Genomic DNA, 16101 nt, shown 5'->3' with positions numbered 1-16101 from the left:
ATAATTATGTATATTATCTATTTTTTAATTCTGTGCGTATTCTACATCCCACTCGTTGCCATCATCTCCCTTTTGTCCGTCCATCTTAATCAGGAAGTTCTTTGCTGGGAAATAAGGGGTCATATGAATATCCAAATGGATTTTGTCTTTTTGGATAGCATCTTGCTCAAATCGTTTGATTTCAAACTTTTCAATCAGCTTATAAGGACCTGTGATGCTATCTAAAAAGCGAACTATCTGTCCCATAATCTCTTTGCGGGTTACTGAGGAATAGTTCTCAAAAGCACGTCTGTTCAAGAAATCCATCAGTACTTTGGTTACATAGTCAAACACACGTACCACTGAATAGGTCTGCAAACCTATATTATCCCCATTGAATAAGGTTTTGGCTGAAAATGCCATTACCTTGCCATATTCATTGACCATTGGGATAAGTCCCAGACTCTCTAAGTTAGCAATCTCACTCTTCTTAAGGTCAAACTTCACTCCTTCTACCTCATTGATACCCCCAAACTTCTTACCCGCCGTTACCTGAGACATCAATGTCTTGTAAATCTTACCAGCCAAAGCTGCTGAAGGGGGTACAAATAAATCATCAGTTTCTTCTATTTCTTCAAAACGACCACGACCTACGAGCCAATTACAAGTCATCAGTACATTGGAGCGGTATACATCTCCCCCTGTGTGATTTGCCTCATCAAACATCTCCATTACATCATCGGGTTCATCTAAGTGCTGAAAGTCGGTAACGAGCATTACCTTATTGCTATGGGCTATTTTTGCCCACTTTTCAAGTACCGCATTAGAACCTAAATAACCTGGGATAACCAAGATAGAATAGTTGTTTTTAAGGTCTAATCGGTCATAATTATCAGTAAGCTCTGCGTGAATAGTATCAATAAATCGGGTGTTGTCTAAGTCTTTTAATTGCTCAAGAGTAGCATTGACAATAGTTACATTCTTAACCTTATCTTCTTCAGTGTTTTTATAGAAAAGTGCTACCGTACGATAGTTAGCCTCTAACTCTTTGGTAGCGTCTACGGCATACGCTAAGTTCTTTGTAAGTAACGCTTCAGAGGCTTTTTTATGGTCTTCTGAAGAAGCGACCATATCGGTAATGGTCTCATTATCACTAAGCACATTGAGCCATAACTCTAAAGTCTTTTTTAAGGTCTCACGTTCTTTGGCTTTGTTAGCCTCTGAAAGGAAAATATTTCTACGTGCTTTGCGCTCTGGATTTACATTTTGTACATTCTCAATAGCACTCTCTAAGAGGTCAAATCCACCATAACGTGCCAAAGCCTCTATAGACTTCTCTATGGAAATAGGTTTTTCTTGTGGTGCTAAGGGAGCACCTTGTGCTTGTTTAGCTGTATTATCTGCCATTGTCTTATATTTTTAGGTAAAAACTAAACTATTTCTTTTCTGTTAATTCACTAATCAAGCCTCGTAAGGTACTCAGCAGTGCTGCCTTGGCTTCGGGGTCTTCTAAGGCAGCTTTAAGCACCTTATTGCTTTTCAGTTGCTTAACAATCTTTTGGTATTGGTCTTTTTCAGTCTCCAAACCTGTAAGGAAGTCGCTTTGTGCTGTGATTCCCTTTACCCCAAAATCTCCCAGATTGCTAAAAGAAAGTGTCTCTTTCTTCATAGCTCCTTCAGCATCCTCAAAGTCTATGTTTATCTGCGGGCTAAAGTGTTCAAATACTTTTTCAATAGAAGTAAGCCCTTCTACCAGCTCTGGCTTGATGGGGTCATCTGCTGTTAGCTTTTGTGCTATCAGGGTTCTATTCTGAGGAATGTCTGCAATTGCCTCATTGGCATCTAAGGGGACTTCATTTCCGCCTATACCTTTACTGCTAACTGCCATAGTATTTATGTATTAAGTTAATATTGTTTCTTTATTACGCTTCTTTGCACCTACATTCCCATTCAAATCCAAGAATGGATAAATCTATAGATGTATCTCAATGCAAAATTACGCAATATTATTTAACACACAAGAGCTTTTATCAAGTTTAACAAAATTTTAACGGATTTGTGAGTTTTTTGTGATACTCCACCATCAAAAGTAGATAACTCGCAAACCTATATACATCTTATATACGGAATTTACATACATAGTGTTTATATAGTGTGCATATAAGCTATTGGGTGAGGGGGGAGTTCTTACTCCCTCTCAAAAAGTCGATAGGGGTACATATTAGCAGAGGCACTCTTTAGTTTTAGCATAAAACTCTCTTTGAGGTACTCCCATTCTTCTGGGCTTATATTTTGAGTTGTATTGTTCTTTGTAAGGTAGATATCTATGGTACGACTAAAACCTTGGGTAGTAGAGACCTCTTTCTTAGTGCCTTTTGTTACCTCAATGGTGGTTATAGCACTCTTAAAATGGCTCATCCCCAAAGCTTCTATATCCGCGATGGTTACTATCCTACCGCGTGAGAGCAAGGCACTTCTTAGCTCTAAGAGTTTTTCCTCAGAAGTGAGTCTATTTCTACCGCCTACTGAGGTTTTTAGGATAGTAGCAGGGGCTGTAAAATAAGAAGTTTGAGTAGGTGGGCTACATTTTGTTCCTGCTCTTAGTCCATTGCCTTCCGCTCCTGAGGTATGCCAGAAAGCTACCTCACAATTATTTTGCTCTTCGCTCTTAGTCGTGGAAATGATAAGATATGTATTGTTATCCTTTACGATACCTTGTTTATCTTTTCTCTGCTCCAAAGAGGCTATATGCTGAAAAATCTCTTTTAGCACATCCTTAGTGTAATCGCCTCCAACAGCAGCAAAGGCTGCAGCTTCATTTTTTATAACCTCTAAAAGGTATTGCAATAGCTCGGTTGCCTCTCTGTTGTCAAGTCGGGCAACTCCTCCTCGTCTGACCACTGCAACGGTGTCCTGCTCTTTGCTTTGGTGTTTTTTTAAGTCAATTCTATTCTGGTTGCCATCAATGATATAATCAATGTCCAAAAAGTGATGCTCTGTGGGTAATGGAAATATATTAAGACTTCCCTTGAGTATTTGAGGTAATTTTTTGTACCCTATATTGATGACAGGCACGCAACTGAGCATAAAGCGGACACTGCGAAAAACCTCTGTGTGTACTACTGTGGAGAACTCAAATTTAATCCACAAAATATTTTCTTTGACCTGCTCTTCTATATTAGGAAAATGACTATATAACTGAGTTTCTGCTTCTTTGTTATTAGTTGGACTAATAGGCTCCAATACACCTTTAAGCGTATAGAAATTAGGCTGGTAGAATTGATTGACCTCATTGTATATAGAAGCTAATGAGTTGTTATTCTTGGTAATAATATGCTGTAAATCAAGATGTTTATCTACAACATTGTATCCATTGAGCAGTGTAAACTTCTTGTTTTGAGCACTTACAGTAGCTAATTTTAAATAGTGATAGAAGAGCTCTTTATGTTCATTGTTATTTACATTGATAAAAAACTGAAGGTCTTCCAAAGGTTCATTATTGGTGTTTTCTATCCCAATCCATAGCTCACCTGCTGGGAGTGGTTTTACCCCTTTGGCTATTTTCTCATCAAAGAAAAAGCTCTCTTGTTCTATTAGTTCATTGCCATAAGCGATATATTTTACTTTGGCTGTAGTGAGTTTTAAGGGTATAGTTGGGGAAAAAGTAATTTCTATTTCTTTATTCTCTTGGGGGTTATAGATATCTTGAACTCTTTTCTTGGTTGCAAAGCTGTTATATAATGAGATAGGCTTGTTGTTTTGGGAAGGGTACACTTGTAATAGTGTATGCGCAGGGAGTGCCCCAGCAACTTCTTCGGGGAACATCACCTCTAAAATGCGGTCGATAATCCTTGCACGTGAGTTTTCTTGTTCAAAGCTGAGTTTTTCAAGTTCTGAGGCACAAGCAGAAATCAGTAAACCCACCAAGGGGTCAAAGGAGTTCTCTGTTTCGCTCTCACTATAGCCCCACATACGTGAGGCACGTCTTAATATGCGGTCTCTTATTCTATCTTGATCCATCTTTTTTGTATTTGTTAGTAAGACAAAGGTGCTATAAACAAGTGTGTTCTATACTCATAAGGGTTGTTTGTCTCTTTTATAAAACCTTTGACGTAGATCATTACTTTCTTCTTTGTACGGGTCTTTTCTAAGGTACTCAGGTTTTGATTGGTTACCTCTACTTCAACCTCTTCTACAAATAAGCGTTTTTCGTATCGCTGTATAGCTTCTTTCAAGCTCTCTTTTACCAAGAGTTTTAGGTTGGCATCACTTTTAAGCATATCAAAATCTGCCTCCCAAAAGCCTATGCCAAAGCCTTCATCAAACTTGCATTCTCCCCAAGCTGTGGTAGCCAGTAGGAAGAGTTGCTGGTCAATGGAGGTCTCTAAGGTGGTCTTGGCAAGGTCGCGTTTCTCTATCAGTGCCTTGAAGTCTATGGGAGTTTTGTAGTAAGTGCCTTTCATTATCATAAATATATTTTCTTTTTTATCTCTCCCTTTTCGGTATACTCTATCTCTTTGGTGAGTTGTTTGCGTTTGATAAGTTGCAATTGTACTTTTGGGGTGAGTTTGAGTAGTTGCTCACGGTAGTGTATATCTCCCATAAAACTCTGTCCATTGTGGGCATCTACGATGACAAAGAAGTAATCCACATCTTGGGGTTTTTGAAAGTTTTCAATATTACCAGCATACAAAAGTATAGTTTGTCCTCTGTGAGCAAAAGTATAAGAGAGGCTGTCTTCGGTCTTTTTGCGGTATTTGCTTAGTGTGTATTCAGTAATACCCTCTTTGTCGGGTTCAAAGCAGATATTCTCATATAAATAGGAAGTTGTGTCAAAACGTTTGATGCCTATAAATGAGAGTAGGCTTTTGTGTTGTTTTTCTTCTGTAAAGTGAGGAATATCCCTTGTTACCTGAAATACCCTTATCTCTTCTGTTTTGTCATCGGTTATAGTGAGTTTGTAGGTGGGTATTTCCAATAAAGTGCCGTTTATATTAAGCTGTACGCTTCCTGTCTCCCTATCTGAGATAAGCATATTAATCGTATGTTGTTTAAATCTGCTTTCCTCACGTACTACCACAATATCCTCACCCGCATCTTTTTTGTTTAATGCCAGCGGGTTTTCACTCATTCGGATATTTAGGTCAAGTTCCATAAAGGACATAACTGCTTTTAATTAGTGGTTAAACGATAGTAATAAAGGCATTTTAGGTGTTCTTTGAGTTCTTTATCTCCACCTTCTCCCAGATAAAACTCATACACTTTTTGGAATGAATACACCAAAATCTTTGTAATCTTATCATTACGCATCTTTTTAAGCTCTGAGCGACTTAGTTGCCTTACAAAATAACCATCACAATTGAGAGGGTATTGATTCTTAAGGCTTATCATCTCTCCTGACTCAAAATAGACATCTACAATCTTTTCCTTTTTCAGACAAGTGGAAGGGGCAAGTATATTCAAAAATAGGAAGATACTATTCTTCCTCTTCCCTAATTGCAAAGCGGCATAAGTGTACTCCTCATTGTCCACTCTCAGGTACATAGGAGGCACATTTACATACGGCAAGCCGTTTAATTTGGTTTTAGGTTGACTGACATCGCACTGTTCAATTACCTTGGGTTGTGGCAAAGGTAAGGACTGTGCTTTTGTGGTAAGCCAACTTAAAAGTGCAAAAGCTATAGCGATATACGTTCTCTGTGGCATTGGCTTACTTACTGATTTTGATATAGTTGCTTACAAACCTCTAAGTCTACTTTCATCTTATCGTATTCCTCTTGTAGGATCTGATTGATGTCGTTTAGGCTATCCAACAAAACCCTATCAGCAGTAAGTTTTTTGATGTGCTTTTTAGCATCAATATACTGCTTACAAATAAGAATGGTGTTGTTGTACATATTCTTATTGGTCAGTGTATCACTCTTCAAGAAAGGCTTATACATATCTGTCAAAATAGAAAAAGCTAATTTCTCATTGAAAAAATCGTCTTTAAGATTGGATACCCCAATGGAGTCCATCGCGACTTTTACCTTCTCTAAATCAGCAGCAAAATGGTTTTGTATGGCGATATCCTTTTCTAACTTAGCATTCTTCTCCTTAAGCAATTTGTTTTCCTCAAAAGGGAAATGCACATTGGCAAACATCGCTATCACCACAATAGTAACTGTGATAGCAAAAAAGAGGACGAAAAACCAATAGGCTTTTGTGCGCTGTTCTTTATTGACTATTTCCATAGTATTTATAACTTTAATTGTTTAACAAATTAATCTACCAAGAGGCTGCGGGTACGCCTTACTATATCTTGATTTTCATTGGTTGTTTCAGCCACAAATATACCGCCATCGGGCTTTTTACCTATATAATCCAAGCGGCTTAGGTTGTTGTACAAGTCTTCTATCAAGTCCATAAACTCTTCTGTTACTTTGATATGCTTGCGGATATGGTTGTGGTTGTAGTGGGTATTGATAAGGGTATTGAATACCTGCTCAAAAGCACCTTGGGTAAGGTTGCACCACTCAGAAAAATAGTTCAGTAGTTCCTCTTTGCCTGCTCCTGAATGGGCATCTGTAAAGTTCTTCACAATACGTGCAAAGGCTGTTACCGAAAGCAGCAATTCACAAGGTGGGTTATAAGGCGACAGTAGTTCAAAGCGGTTGATTTCCTGCCCTAAAAACACCAACATACGCTCATCTATCTTGTCTATCATTGCTGATAGCTCATTATTTTGCTTTTTGATATGGATTTTCTGTGAGATTTGTATGGCATAGTTCTCCATCTTAGCATAAAAGCTACGAATGCGATGGTAGAGGTTTTGTAAGGAAGGGTGTGCTATCACGCAGCTACAAGGTGGAATATAGGTGTCATCCAAGCGCACCTGTCCGTTTTCTACAATTACCTTTCCAATCATAAGGTACTCATCGCCAAAATCCTTATTCTTTAATTCTTCATCTGTATAGAGGTAAAGGGAGTAGGTAGGGCGCAAAAAAGGAATACGCGGTGGGTATTCTTGTGCTGCTGCCTCTCCGTAAGGGGTTGGTTTAAACAATTCAGCGGTGATAAACACAGAGAAGGAGGCATTACCCTTCATTTCTGTCATATCCTTGCTCAGCGTTAAGGTCTGTCCTTCTTGTGAGGCACTAATCTGTATGCGTATCCCATTAGGAGTAACGGCGTGGCACTCTTCAAGGGTTAGTTGCAGCTGATTGTAGTGATCCAACAGCACGTGCATCTTTACCGAATCACCAGCCATAGGCTGTAAGCCATAGTTAAGGTCTGTGGTTTGCAGGGCTATGGCATCTCTAACGCTATCGGTAACAAAATCCTGCACAGCAATAAAATGGCTGCTGCTTAGCTTCATTCCGTCTATCCAATTTACAGGATAATGGGTGAGTAGATTGTTCATTGTTCTATCTTGTTTATTTGTTTTGCAAAGGTAAGGGTTTTTTATTTAAGGTTTATAGTCTTCCCAGCCATATTTTTTATATTCAGGAGCAGGAGAAAATTCAGCTGCACCCCAATCTAAGTCTCCTGAGCAAGGGATGCGACAAATGCCCCAATTAGCTACTTTTTTTACACCTGTCTTATAACTTGTCCAAGTCCCTACAAATTGGTTATTTCTATAGTCATCTGAATATTCTTCAATATCATCAAATAAAAACACTCCTTTATTGTTAATATACCATCTTAATAAAACCTTTCCTTCAAAGATACCCGTAGCTGATAATTTTTTATCTTCTCTAAAATAATAATCAGCAATAATAATTCCTTGTGATTTTATTTTCCCCACCATATCATCCTCTAAACCTCTAGAATGCTCTGCAAAAAAATATACATGTTTGATTTTTATATCTCCTTCAAACAATCTTACATTTTTACCAACTTTTGTTTTCCCTTTTGCTATATAAAGACTATCATTTGTTGTTGATTTTTCTATTTTTAGAAAATTAATCTCTAATCTTCTTTTAATCTTTATATCAATAAACCCAATATAAGGAATAACCCCATAAGGAAAAGATGGTTTAGAGAGCATTGAACTTATATCAATGTTCCCTAAATCAAGTCTTCCTTTGCTATTAAAACCGCCATTTGTATAGCCCATCTCTTCCTTAATAAAATCTTCAAAATCACAATGTTCTTGTGCATTAGATATGGTATCAGATTTGGTATCAGATATGGTATCAGATATGGTATCTTCGATACTTAATAATTCATTTTGTGGATCTTTTTCAGTGTTATTATTAACAACATTTTCACAAGAACTCACTGTCCCTATTAAAAATAAACTAATAAGTAATAATTTCATATATTGTTTTTTCATTTGTTTTTTCATTTGTTTTTTCATTTGTTTTTTTGTTTGTTATTTTTCTTATATTTCGTCTTATTAGGGCTATGGCATCTCTAACGCTGTCGCACAGCAATAAAATGGCTGCTGCTTAGCTTCATTCCGTCTATCCAATTTACAGGATAATGGGTGAGTAGGTTGTTCATTGTTCTATCTTGTTTTATTTTGTTTTGCGAAGGTAAGGGTTTTTTATTTAAGGTTAATAGTCTTCCCAACCATATTTTCTATATTCAGGAGCAGGAGAAAATTCAGCTGCACCCCAATCTAAGTCTCCTGAGCAAGGGATACGACAAACGCCCCAATTAGCTACTTTTTTTACACCTGTCTTATAACTTGTCCAAGTCCCTACAAATTGGTTATTTCTATAGTCATCTGAATATTCATCAATATCATCATATAAAAACACTCCTTTATTATTAACATACCATCTTAATAAAACCTTTCCTTCAAAAACACCAGTAGCTGATAATTTCTTATCTTCTCTAAAATAATAATCAGCAATAATAATTCCTTGTGATTTTATTTTCCCCACCATATCATCGTCTGCTCCTCTAGAATGCTCTGCAAAAAAATATACATGTTTGATTTTTATATCTCCTTCAAACAATCTTACATTTTTACCAACTTTTGTTTTCCCTTTTGCTATATAAAGACTATCATTTGTTGTTGATTTTTCTATTTTTAGAAAATTAATCTCTAATCTTCTTTTAATCTTTATATCAATAAACCCAATATAAGGAATAACCCCATAAGGAAAAGATGGTTTAGAGAGCATTGAACTTATATTAATGTTCCCTAAATTAAGTCTTCCTTTGCTATTAAAAACGCCATTTGTATAGCCCATCTCTTCCTTAATAAAACTGTCAAAATCACAATGTTCTTGTGCATTAGATATTGTGAAACATAAAAAGATTAATAAGCTAATAATAGCAATTTTATTTCTTCTTTCTTTTTTCTTCTTTCTTCTTTCTTTTTTCTTCTTTATCTCTTTCTTTTTCTCCATCTTCTTTCTTAATTTGTTGTTTAATGTTGTATTCATCTTCGATTTCATTAGTTATTTTAATTTTAATATTTTCTAAACCTCCTTTTTCTTTAATATTTTCTATTATCTTATAGAAAGTATTAATACTACTTATATAAGAAGTAGTTCTAATTATTTTTCCATTTTCATTTTTTTTTATTCCTATATCAGGAAGTATACAACCTTCTGAATCTTTTCCAATATTTCCAGCATGAATTAATATACCACGATCAGAAGGAACTTTATTATTATATAAATTAGGAAAACCATTCTCTAACTCAGGAAATTTTTTAGATACATATTTAGTTTTTGGAAACTTTTTTACTGATGAATGCCAGATAGCATTGTAGTCTCCTTCAGGTATACGCTTGTCCAATTCCCTTCTTGTTTCGTCATCTCTATAAGGTTCACAAATGTATCCTTCTAAATCATCAAAAGTGAATGTTCCAAAAGTAGCACTATAAGGATTGAAATATCCCTCATCATTGTTATATATGTTATCAATATCTTCAACTCTTTCTTCCCATCTTCTTGTTATATAAATAGTATTTGTATCCATTTGAAGAAGTGTGATTTTCATACGATGAAATAGATTTCCTGAATTCAGAGAGCTATTCTTTGAACTAAAGATATCTAAATAAATATCTTCTTTAGGCATTTCTCCTTTAAATTTAATTTTTAGCTCTTTTTTACTATCTTTTGACACTTTAATAGCTTCAGCATTTTTAAATTCTACTTTTGATTGGAGTTTTTCCTCAAAGTTTTTCTGTAATTCGTTTGCTGCTTTTTTCTCTCCATCGCTCAAAGTATTAAGCATAGGGAAAATATAGCCATTTTCAATAGTTCCTACTTTATCAATTTCAAGAAATATGGTCATCTCTTTATATTGTCTTGTTTCCCAAATCTTTTTCTGTTCAAACTCTGTCTTTTTATCTTTATCAACACAAATGCTTATTTTCTTTGATTGGTTTTCATATAGATTTATAACTTGTTTGTCTTTATCATTTACAACTTTATTAATCTTTTTTAGCTGTAACAAAGGTAAGAACTCTTTATCAGCTTCAACCTTCTTTTCTTCTTCCTTATTCTTTTCTCCAACCTTTACTTTTACAGGGCTTTTACCATATTTGACTTCTACATCTTCATATACAAGTTCAAAAGGTTTACTTTTCTTGCTATCTCTAAAAGTATGTACCTCTATGGAGTAGTTCTGACTTTCAGAATCTCCTTCCCATAAATACTTACCTCGTTCAAAAAATTCTTTATCAACTGTTATTTTATTACAATAATATTGATCTTCCCATAAATAGAAAAGACCACTTTGATATACAGGATCGTCTTCTTCCATTCTTTCCTTTTTTGTTTTACCATCTTTCTCCCAAATAGTATACTTGACGGCAGCTCCTATCATACCTGTAGACTCTATACATACTTGAATGACATCTCCAACTTCTATTTTAGTGATTTTATTTTTATCCTTATCAACAAAATAAGCCTTTTGTATTTCTCTTTTTACCTGAACCTCATTACTATGTTTTTCTAAAATTCCAAAACTTGCAGTTACACAAAACTCGTGTTCTGTACCTTCACCATTTGCTCCTTGTGGTAAATAACGATTTGCAAGATATTGTAATGTTTTCTGATGGGTTATTAAGGGGATTCTTAACCTTGCTATGTTATCAGCTTCAACTTCAGCCGAAAATTCTTTAGTTGAATAACTATGTTTTGAATCATTTTCTTGTTTATCATTTTCCCATAGATGAAAATGTATCTTTTTCCCCTGTAATCCTTGTGTTTTTGCAAAAGCAATCAAAGTGTCTTGATAACTTACTTTTGTTATACTACCTTCACCCTCTTTCATAAGGTGTACTTCTAAAATTTTAGGTTCGATATTATGCCTTGTTGTTACCTTTTCTTCTTCTTTTTTAATCTCTATTTCAAGAGAAGCCTCTTCTGAGAAATTACTTAGCTCAAAATTTTCTTTTCCTTTTACTTTTTCAGCATCATATATTTTAATAATAAATGTACCTCCGTCTTTTCCAAAAGATCCAAATTTCATTGGTTCCAATGGTTTTTTATCTTCTCTTATCTCATTAATAAAAGGATTACCATTTCCCTTCTTATAGATACACCATCTATATCTTTTAGAAGTTTTTTCGCCATTTATGGTAACGTAAAAAGTTCCTCCTTTGGTTGTTGGCTTATTTTTTTCATCGAATGTAATTGCTATTTTGTCTGGCATATTTTTAGTGTTTTATAGATTTTAGATTGATACTATTCTTTCTATACAATTTTCCTTCATTATACAGCATTATTTCTGCATCTACTTTGAGAAGTTGTTGTGTATCTCTTTTGGTTCTATATGTAATTTCAAAACTACTTCTAATGGGAGTTGCATCATCTATAGCTCTAATGCCATCTAACAAATCCCATAGGTTATAATTCCTCTTTAACTCACCCTTTACAATTGTTACAATTTCCTCTTCTTCAAATACTACTTCTGCTTCTAACTCATAAGGAATAAAAGCACTGCCCTGCACGGGGCAAAACTCCTCTTCCCATTTTTCGTTCTCTTTATGAAACCACTCCATACGAGGAAAGAGCACTTGATTTAAGAACGACATCTGTAAGCGTTCTATCATATATTCCTTATCTATGAGTTTTTCATAGAAAGCATCGGTATAGCTTTTGGCTAACTCACCTTCAAAATAGCCTTCTATATCAGTACGTTTTTGTGCAAATCGCTCAATGATCTCTCGGTGGTTTTCTATATCAGTGATTCCCCCATTTATGGATAGATGGTATTTTAATGGTTGCATCGCCTGCATACAAGCCGTTGCTAACTCGGTGAATTTAGTATCAGCCTCCTCATAAGTTGTATTTACAATCATACTCCAACCTTTCTCTGCTTTCTCCATCTGCAAAGAAAGGGAATAATCTGTTTTTACTTCCTTATCTGAGGTGATAACTACTTCTTTTACATCATAATCTTTTGCATAAAACTTCTTATCCAAATAACGGGAAGGACGCTCTAATTCTTTTTGTACAGCCTTTTGATGTCCTTGCAAGGTAGCGAGTTCTTCTTCTGAAGGAACTATAATGCGCTCTGTCTTAGAGGTTAGCTTCTGTTCCAATAGTTCCCATAACTCACAACGCATATTGTGATAATGCCGTAAGTCATTTACTGAGATTTGAAGCTTCTCAGCAATCAACTGTAAGGTATCCCCTTTCTTTACCTTGTATATTCTACTCATAAGCGTGTCATTTTAGGGTTATACTATTGAAATTCATAGGTTTCTTCCTCTTCCTCCTCTTCTTTAGTTTTATTGTCTACGCCTTCTTTTCGTATACAGAATATTACACTGTTCTCAACGATGTTATTGGAAAGAAGTGTACCATCAGGAATAATAAACCGCGTTTTCTCATACCACTTAGGTTGTAAGTAAAAAATCCAATGACACAAACCATTCTCATCTTCCGTTTGTATAGGTTCATTAGAGTGTTTTTCGTTGTAGTCTAATACAAAACTGTAGAAAAGTCTCCCAAAATCAATACGTGAGGGTGCTTTTGCTCTAAAAGAACTAAAATTCTCATCTGTTTCTTCCTTTTTTACTACTAAAGAGATGAGTACCAAGTCTCGCATTTCCTCATCCTTGATACTTCCTCTTTGTTTGTAATCAGCAGGGAACTGCCAAGACTCGTACTCCACAGGAGGTATGCTGATAGCTCTGTTAAAACTATCATTAAGCAAGGTGGGGACAAAAAACCACAAGAAATGCATCAACATCCAATAAGCAAAGGTTACGTTATTGAGGAAAGAATAAATAAGCAAGAATGGAATGCTTGCAAAAGCTACTATCAGGATAGCAAAGAGATACTCTGTGAGTGCCTCTTTTGACTCAAACTTCTTAAAGTAGTAGCGGTATAAAAAGCAGTGGAGTATTCCCAGTCCTAATGAAGCTATCTGATAAAAGATAAACTCATATAGGTTGTTGTCTATAAAAAGGCGGCTATAGCCCATCAGAGGTACAACTGCATAAACAAATACGGCTGCACTTATATAGATATAGAACTTGGTTTTATACTTTTCCTTAAAACCATCTACCTTTGAGGCAAAAAACATCTTTAAGGCTACACAGCCCATAATGATAACCAGCACAATGATAATCAATTGCGGGTCAAGTAAGTGTCCAAAGTATTTCTTTATATGGTTCATAGTGTATTCTAATATTAAGCTGTTAGGTAAGTATTGTATCCCAAATAGGAGGGACTTTCTGTCGCATTTAAGATTGATGATTGCTTTTCTTTAGGTAGCACGACCTCTGTGGTTACCTCTACTTCCATAGGGAAGAAGTGCCTATAAAAAAATGCTAAAAACTCTTTAATAGTTCCTTGATGTAGGTACTCAGGTAACTCAGTTTGCTGCAAAGGACCTATTTGCAAGTCCAAATGCTTGGTGTAATCTGTATAATCAGTACCTGCAATCGTATCTAAGCCTAAATAACAATCCCCAAGTAAGGTATGTTGGGTGGCATCGGCATAGTTGTCATATTCTCTGATATTTACCTTAACCTCTTCACCAATAAGCAGTGATAGCACCTCACAGGTCTTATCAAGGTCGCCTATAATCTTATAGGCATAAGGTAATATGCTGATAAACTTTGAGGCTAATACTGGCTCAAAACTCGTAGGGACATTCCATAGGGTGTACAGTACATCAGGAACAAGGGTACTATTGATTTCTTTTAAGAACGAACTCTCAAAGATTTCTGTTTGTACGTTAAACTGAAACAGCTCATTCTCCAAAGGAGCAAAGAACAATCTGGCTGCTTTCTCTTCTTCCTTTTGCTGGCGATACTCCTTAACCATTGTCTCTATGCCCTTCTTTGAGGTATCCGCATTCTTGCTGTGTACCATTCCTTCAGGTAAGGTATCATACAGACTATCACGGGAGAGACTTATGTAAAGCATCTGAGTAGCATCATACAGGTAATCCTTCACAGAAGCGTCCAACACATCAAAGCGGTAACTGCGTGAGAACTGCCCTTCTTTCTCTACAATACACTGGTTTTCTTTGATATGCTTGTGCTGTATCAGGTCGCTGACAAGGACTTCTGCCTTGATGTCGTATTTCAAAGCAGTGATTTCTTGGGCGATATGTTCTAAGTCTGTTGCCATTATTTTTTTTGCTCTTGTTTTAGTCTGCCTGCAGCTACATAGCGCAATTGAAAATAAGGGTCGTTAAAATCATAGATATTTAACCCTTCCTCTGTGCAGGCTAAGATACGGTCGTTATGCAGGTATATCCCCACATCTGAGATAGGTTGTTCTTTGGAATATCTGAAAAACAATATATCACCTTCTTTTAAAAAATCCCTTCCTGTAAAGAGTTGCAAGGCTTTAGAACGAAATATGCCATCAGCAGTTTTAGGAAAGGTCTCTTTGTAAATATCGCTAAACAGTGCTTGCACAAAGTAAGAGGCATCTACACCTGTTTTCTTATCCAAGCTCTGCGGTTTATAAGGCGTACCCATCCAAGCATCAATATAAGCGTATAAGGGATAGTTACGTATATCCTGTGGCATCGTCTTTAAGATGATGGAATATTTTTCTTTAAGTCGTATTTCCTCATCTGAAAGCTGCTCATCCTTGTAATTGCTTTCTGTGTATTTAGCATCTATACTATCCTTATGAGCTTGCGCGGCTTTGCGAAAGCTATCCGTAGAATAATGATAGGGCACCTCACGAATGTACTTACCTGTTGAGCAAGCGGCTGTAAAGATGAGTGCTGATATGTAAATGAGTCTCTTATAGGTCATTGCGGTTTTTGTTCTTATTAAGTTCTTTCTAAGACCTTTACGCGGGGTAAAGATATAAAATATTTTTGAAAATAGATGTTTTTTACTAAATTATTCATTAAAAATTATGTATTATCTATTTCCTATATCTACCCTATATACGCAATTTATTTATACAGGGCGTATATAGGAGTTATATAGGGAATAATTGATTGAGAGGGATAAAAATGAGCTTATTTTATATACACACATTCTGCATCTTTAAGATTATAATAATTGATTTTTACTATAAATGTATCTTTCGTAGAAGTGTAATTATCTTTTAGAATCTGTGCTATAATTTCCTCACTTTCTTTGTCAAAATCAGAATATATAAAGTATATCTTATTAGTCTGCATCAGAATTAATGCATTTAAATCTTCTATTTTTTTATTATTAAGATAAGCATTAAAATTTTGTAATGGACAGTTGATAATCTCTGCATATTTATTTCTTAATAACTTATCATTAAATAGAGTATCCTCAATAAAGATATTACTTTTGTATTTATAGATTACTGATGGTTTATAACTTGTTATAGGCGCTTCTACATCCTTTTGTATATAAATATTCTTATCAGAAAATAAAAATTTAGAAAAGGTATACTCATTATTGTCAATGTAATTTTTAATGTTTTGGGAACGTTTCCATATAAACCCATGATAAGGTAAAAAAACTATTTTTTCTTTTTTGAGAAGATTATATAAAGTATCATCTTTTTGTGCTACTGTGCTTAAGAATTTATTATATAAAAAATTCTTATTATTTGCATTATAGTTATCAATACAATATTTATATAGCAAACTGTGTTCAGCATAATAGATAGCTTTCTTTTGATTATAATACAAAACAAATGCAATAGAAATAGATATTACCATTGCTGTTAGTATGATAAATATAACTATTATTTTTCTCATATATTA

The 16101-nt window shown here is 35.2% G+C and carries 16 protein-coding genes; all 16 read right to left on the bottom strand.

The genetic code is table 11. The features are described 5' to 3' along the window. Positions 1-24: 24 nt before the first annotated feature. The gene (locus I7X29_RS12730; protein ID WP_198475171.1) at positions 25-1386 is read right to left on the bottom strand and encodes a DUF5458 family protein; all 1362 of its coding nucleotides are present in this window, start codon (positions 1384-1386) and stop codon (positions 25-27) included. A 28-nt stretch (positions 1387-1414) separates the two neighbouring features. After that, positions 1415-1867 carry a hypothetical protein gene (locus I7X29_RS12725; protein WP_009401500.1) on the bottom strand — a complete coding sequence of 151 codons (453 nt, stop codon included), beginning with the start codon at positions 1865-1867 and terminating at the stop codon, positions 1415-1417. 299 nt (positions 1868-2166) lie between these two features. Next, positions 2167-3999, bottom strand: a complete 1833-nt coding sequence (locus I7X29_RS12720) for a type VI secretion system baseplate subunit TssF (protein ID WP_198475169.1) — start codon at positions 3997-3999, stop codon at positions 2167-2169. A gap of 14 nt (positions 4000-4013) precedes the next feature. Then, complete coding sequence (locus tag I7X29_RS12715) at positions 4014-4448, bottom strand: GPW/gp25 family protein (RefSeq protein ID WP_198475167.1); 435 nt, start codon at positions 4446-4448, stop codon at positions 4014-4016. Next, positions 4445-5134, bottom strand: coding sequence for a hypothetical protein (locus I7X29_RS12710; RefSeq protein WP_225883746.1), 690 nt, complete (start codon positions 5132-5134; stop codon positions 4445-4447). Before I7X29_RS12710 ends, I7X29_RS12715 begins: the two co-directional genes overlap by 4 nt. Positions 5135-5151: 17 nt before the next feature. Continuing rightward, positions 5152-5685, bottom strand: coding sequence for a hypothetical protein (locus I7X29_RS12705; RefSeq protein ID WP_198475163.1), 534 nt, complete (start codon positions 5683-5685; stop codon positions 5152-5154). An 8-nt stretch (positions 5686-5693) separates the two neighbouring features. After that, on the bottom strand, positions 5694-6212 hold the full coding sequence (tssO, locus tag I7X29_RS12700; RefSeq protein ID WP_198475161.1) for a type VI secretion system TssO: 519 nt from the start codon (positions 6210-6212) through the stop codon (positions 5694-5696). A 29-nt stretch (positions 6213-6241) separates the two neighbouring features. Continuing rightward, entirely contained in the window at positions 6242-7381 is a 1140-nt protein-coding gene (locus tag I7X29_RS12695) for a hypothetical protein (RefSeq protein ID WP_198475159.1), read from the bottom strand. 45 nt (positions 7382-7426) lie between these two features. Further along, positions 7427-8320: a hypothetical protein gene (locus I7X29_RS12690; protein ID WP_225883745.1), complete on the bottom strand. Its 894-nt coding sequence runs from the start codon at positions 8318-8320 to the stop codon at positions 7427-7429. 199 nt (positions 8321-8519) lie between these two features. Continuing rightward, positions 8520-9323, bottom strand: coding sequence for a hypothetical protein (locus I7X29_RS12685; protein ID WP_198475157.1), 804 nt, complete (start codon positions 9321-9323; stop codon positions 8520-8522). Next, positions 9256-11583 (bottom strand): DUF5675 family protein, encoded by a 2328-nt coding sequence (locus tag I7X29_RS12680; RefSeq protein ID WP_198475155.1) that lies wholly within the window; start codon positions 11581-11583, stop codon positions 9256-9258. Before I7X29_RS12680 ends, I7X29_RS12685 begins: the two co-directional genes overlap by 68 nt. Before the next feature lie 4 nt (positions 11584-11587). Continuing rightward, the gene (locus tag I7X29_RS12675; protein ID WP_198475153.1) at positions 11588-12595 is read right to left on the bottom strand and encodes a LysM peptidoglycan-binding domain-containing protein; all 1008 of its coding nucleotides are present in this window, start codon (positions 12593-12595) and stop codon (positions 11588-11590) included. A 23-nt stretch (positions 12596-12618) separates the two neighbouring features. Beyond that, entirely contained in the window at positions 12619-13557 is a 939-nt protein-coding gene (locus I7X29_RS12670) for a TssN family type VI secretion system protein (protein WP_198475151.1), read from the bottom strand. A 14-nt stretch (positions 13558-13571) separates the two neighbouring features. Next, a complete protein-coding gene (locus I7X29_RS12665) occupies positions 13572-14519 on the bottom strand; it encodes a type VI secretion system baseplate subunit TssG (protein WP_198475149.1) in 948 nt (315 codons plus the stop codon). Beyond that, positions 14519-15160: a C40 family peptidase gene (locus I7X29_RS12660; RefSeq protein WP_198475147.1), complete on the bottom strand. Its 642-nt coding sequence runs from the start codon at positions 15158-15160 to the stop codon at positions 14519-14521. The genes I7X29_RS12665 and I7X29_RS12660 overlap by 1 nt, the downstream gene beginning before the upstream one ends. 212 nt (positions 15161-15372) lie before the next feature. Continuing rightward, positions 15373-16095 carry a hypothetical protein gene (locus I7X29_RS12655; protein WP_198475145.1) on the bottom strand — a complete coding sequence of 241 codons (723 nt, stop codon included), beginning with the start codon at positions 16093-16095 and terminating at the stop codon, positions 15373-15375. Positions 16096-16101 lie beyond the last annotated feature (6 nt).

This window comes from Capnocytophaga periodontitidis, from assembly GCF_016126015.1.
GTDB classification, from domain to species: domain Bacteria; phylum Bacteroidota; class Bacteroidia; order Flavobacteriales; family Flavobacteriaceae; genus Capnocytophaga; species Capnocytophaga periodontitidis.
The sequence above is the reverse complement of the archived record's forward strand: the minus strand, read 5'-3'. Positions and strand labels throughout refer to the sequence as shown.

Bases quoted from the DNA above. Each gene is read 5' to 3' on its own strand.
- I7X29_RS12730 (WP_198475171.1), bottom strand. From the start codon at position 1,386: ATGGCAGATAATACAGCTAAACAAGCACAAGGTGCTCCCTTAGCACCA.
- I7X29_RS12725 (WP_009401500.1), bottom strand. From the start codon at position 1,867: ATGGCAGTTAGCAGTAAAGGTATAGGCGGAAATGAAGTCCCCTTAGAT.
- I7X29_RS12720 (WP_198475169.1), bottom strand. From the start codon at position 3,999: ATGGATCAAGATAGAATAAGAGACCGCATATTAAGACGTGCCTCACGT.
- I7X29_RS12715 (WP_198475167.1), bottom strand. From the start codon at position 4,448: ATGATAATGAAAGGCACTTACTACAAAACTCCCATAGACTTCAAGGCA.
- I7X29_RS12710 (WP_225883746.1), bottom strand. From the start codon at position 5,134: ATGGAACTTGACCTAAATATCCGAATGAGTGAAAACCCGCTGGCATTA.
- I7X29_RS12705 (WP_198475163.1), bottom strand. From the start codon at position 5,685: ATGCCACAGAGAACGTATATCGCTATAGCTTTTGCACTTTTAAGTTGG.
- tssO (WP_198475161.1), bottom strand. From the start codon at position 6,212: ATGGAAATAGTCAATAAAGAACAGCGCACAAAAGCCTATTGGTTTTTC.
- I7X29_RS12695 (WP_198475159.1), bottom strand. From the start codon at position 7,381: ATGAACAATCTACTCACCCATTATCCTGTAAATTGGATAGACGGAATG.
- I7X29_RS12690 (WP_225883745.1), bottom strand. From the start codon at position 8,320: ATGAAAAAACAAATGAAAAAACAAATGAAAAAACAATATATGAAATTA.
- I7X29_RS12685 (WP_198475157.1), bottom strand. From the start codon at position 9,323: ATGGAGAAAAAGAAAGAGATAAAGAAGAAAAAAGAAAGAAGAAAGAAG.
- I7X29_RS12680 (WP_198475155.1), bottom strand. From the start codon at position 11,583: ATGCCAGACAAAATAGCAATTACATTCGATGAAAAAAATAAGCCAACA.
- I7X29_RS12675 (WP_198475153.1), bottom strand. From the start codon at position 12,595: ATGAGTAGAATATACAAGGTAAAGAAAGGGGATACCTTACAGTTGATT.
- I7X29_RS12670 (WP_198475151.1), bottom strand. From the start codon at position 13,557: ATGAACCATATAAAGAAATACTTTGGACACTTACTTGACCCGCAATTG.
- I7X29_RS12665 (WP_198475149.1), bottom strand. From the start codon at position 14,519: ATGGCAACAGACTTAGAACATATCGCCCAAGAAATCACTGCTTTGAAA.
- I7X29_RS12660 (WP_198475147.1), bottom strand. From the start codon at position 15,160: ATGACCTATAAGAGACTCATTTACATATCAGCACTCATCTTTACAGCC.
- I7X29_RS12655 (WP_198475145.1), bottom strand. From the start codon at position 16,095: ATGAGAAAAATAATAGTTATATTTATCATACTAACAGCAATGGTAATA.